This is a genomic window from Mycobacterium sp. (assembly GCF_040509115.1).
Lineage (GTDB): Bacteria > Actinomycetota > Actinomycetes > Mycobacteriales > Mycobacteriaceae > Mycobacterium.
In genome coordinates this window covers 1-2,654 of sequence record NZ_JBEVLO010000345.1, presented here as the reverse complement: position 1 = coordinate 2,654, position 2,654 = coordinate 1, and the positions used below count along the sequence as shown (strand labels likewise).

The 2,654-nt window shown below is 64.9% G+C and carries 3 protein-coding genes; 1 reads left to right on the top strand and 2 read right to left on the bottom strand.

Features of this window, described 5'->3' with window-relative positions; all coding sequences use genetic code 11:
- Positions 1-48 precede the first annotated feature (48 nt).
- Positions 49-1,485, bottom strand: a complete 1,437-nt coding sequence (gene glnA / locus ABW137_RS24335) for a type I glutamate--ammonia ligase (protein ID WP_526404022.1) — start codon at positions 1,483-1,485, stop codon at positions 49-51.
- Positions 1,486-1,613: 128 nt separating this feature from the next.
- On the opposite strand from glnA, the gene ABW137_RS24330 reads away from it, so the two are divergent.
- Entirely contained in the window at positions 1,614-2,090 is a 477-nt protein-coding gene (locus ABW137_RS24330; protein WP_526404021.1) for an RDD family protein, read from the top strand.
- A 13-nt stretch (positions 2,091-2,103) separates the two neighbouring features.
- Here the strand turns inward: ABW137_RS24330 and ABW137_RS24325 are convergent.
- Positions 2,104-2,654, bottom strand: a 551-nt coding sequence (locus ABW137_RS24325; RefSeq protein ID WP_526404020.1) for a DUF4191 family protein, incomplete at its 5' end; no start/stop codon positions are given.

The following is a 2,654-nucleotide window of genomic DNA, read 5'->3' as shown; positions in this document are numbered from 1 at the left end:
AGACGTCACATCGGGGAGCCGATTTAGACGTCACATCGGGGAGCCGATTTAGACGTCGTAGTAGAGCGCGAACTCGTACGGGTGCGGCCGGATCTGGATCGGCATGATCTCGTTCTCCCGCTTGTACGAGATCCAGGTGTCGATCAGGTCCTCGGTGAACACGCCACCCTCGGTGAGGTAGTCGTGATCCTCCTCGAGCCGGTCGATGACGGCCGACAGCGACGTCGGCGCCTGCGGGATGTTGGCGGCCTCGTCCGGGGGAAGCTCGTAGAGATCCTTGTCGACGGGCGCGAGCGGCTCGATCTTCTTCTTGATGCCATCGATGCCGGCCATCAGCATCGCCGCGAACGCCAGGTACGGGTTGCCCGAGCTGTCTGGGCAGCGGAACTCAAGACGCTTGGCCTTGGGGTTGTTGCCAGTGATCGGGATACGGACGCACGCCGACCGGTTGCGCTGGCTGTACACCAGGTTGATCGGCGCCTCGTAGCCAGGGACCAGACGCTTGTAGGAGTTCACCGTGGGGTTGGTGAACGCCAGCAGCGACGGCGCGTGGTGCAGGATGCCGCCGATGTAGTGGCGCGCCAGGTCGGACAGTCCGGCGTAGCCCGACTCGTCGTGGAACAGCGGCTTGCCGTCCTTCCACAGCGACTGGTGGGCGTGCATGCCCGAACCGTTGTCTCCGAAGAGCGGCTTTGGCATGAACGTGACCGTCTTGCCGTTCTTCCACGCGGTGTTCTTGATGATGTACTTGAACAGCAGCACGTCGTCAGCCGCGGCCAGCAGCGTGTCGAACTTGTAGTTGATCTCGGCCTGACCCGCGGTGCCCACCTCGTGGTGGCCGCGCTCCAGGACGAAGCCGGCGTTCTGAAGGTTGGTGGCCATCTCGTCGCGCAGGTCGACGTAGTGGTCGTACGGGGCGACGGGGAAGTAGCCCCCCTTGGGGCGGACCTTGTACCCCAGGTTGGGGCTTCCGTCCGCCTCGAACGGCTCACCGGTGTTCCACCAACCCGACTCCGAGTCGATCTCGTAGGAGGTGCCGTTGATCTTCGAGTCGAAGGTGACCGAGTCGAAGATGTAGAACTCGGCCTCGGCGCCGAAGTAGCAGGTGTCGGCAATGCCGGTGCTGGTGAGGTAGTTCTCGGCCTTGCGCGCCACGTTGCGGGGGTCGCGCGAGTACGCCTCGCGGGTGAACGGATCGTGGACGAAGAAGCTGAGATTGAGCGTCTTGGCGTGCCGGAACGGATCGATGCGCGCGGTCTCGGGGTCCGGTAGCAGCATCATGTCGGATTCGTGGATCGACTGGAACCCACGCACTGACGAACCGTCGAACGCGAGGCCGTCCTCGAACACGCTCTCGTCGAAGGCCGATGCCGGGATCGAGAAGTGCTGGACGACACCTGGCAGATCGCAGAACCGAATGTCGACGTATTCGACCTTCTCGTCCTTGATCAGCTTGAAGATGTCGTCCGCGGTCTTTTCTGCCACTGAGAATTCTCCTTTTGACTGGTAACCCGCCGTTCGACGCTAGGGACACCGTATTGCGCTGCGGTCAATCGCACGTTTCGTCGACGTTACGCAGATCCCCTTGCGTGCACCCACCCTATGCTGGCGTCATGGCCCGATCCTTCGGCACCTGGCTGTCCGGCCCTCCGCCATCCGATCCTGGAACACCCGACCAAGGGCCCAACGACCATCCCGGTCAGCGACTCGGCCTCCCCGCGAAGGGGCCGGGATCGCTGGTGGGGATGGGCAGACGAATCGGTGCGCTGCTCATCGACTGGTTCATCGCGTACGGCCTTGCCGCCCTTGGTGTTTCGCTCGGATTCTACGGATTCGGCATGCTGTCGACCGCTGTGCTCGGCGTGTGGCTGATCCTGGGTGTGGCGTCGGTCAGGCTGTTCGGGTTCACGCCGGGCCAGTACGCACTCGGGCTGCGCACCGCCTCGGTGGATCACCGCATGCACGTCGGCGTCGGCCGCGCGCTCATCCGTGGCGTGCTCATCGCGGTGGTGGTACCGCCACTGTTCACCGACACCGACGGACGTGGCCTGCACGACAAGGCCACCGGCACCGCCGTCGTCAGGCGCTGACGGGGGAGCGGCGCTACTTCCTGCGCACCGAGCGCTGCACGCCGCGCATCTTCGCGCCTGCAGGCAGCGGTCCCTTGGGCATCGCGGCGGGGCCCATCCGCGAACCCAACGCCACCAGCTTGGACTCCAACGCATCCATCTGCTTGACCGTGATGTTGGCGGGCAGCTTGGTCAGGTGACGCTCCAACTTCGACAGGGGCACCTCACCCTCACCGTTGCCCACCACGAAGTCATAGATCGGGGTGTCGCCGATCAACCGGGCGGTGCGCTTCTTCTCCTGCGCCAACAGCGGTTTGACGCGCGCCGCTGAACCCTCGCCGACGAAGATGACGCCCGGTCTACCGATCACCCGGTGCACGGCGTCGAAGTGTCCGGTCGCGGCGACGCCGGGGGTCACCCGCCACTTCCCGCGCAGGTTCTCCAACGCCCACGCCGCGGCACCCGTCTGGCCCTCGGCCTTGCGGTACACCGACTTCTGCGCCCGGCGGCCGAAGATGATGAAAGCGACCAACGCGCCGAGCACGACGCCAAGGGGAATCAACGTCGCCATCGTGAACACGCCGC

What these genes read in the sequence shown, in the direction of transcription:
- ABW137_RS24330 (WP_526404021.1), top strand. Translation starts at nt 1,614, where the DNA reads ATGGCCCGATCCTTCGGCACCTGGCTGTCCGGCCCTCCGCCATCCGAT.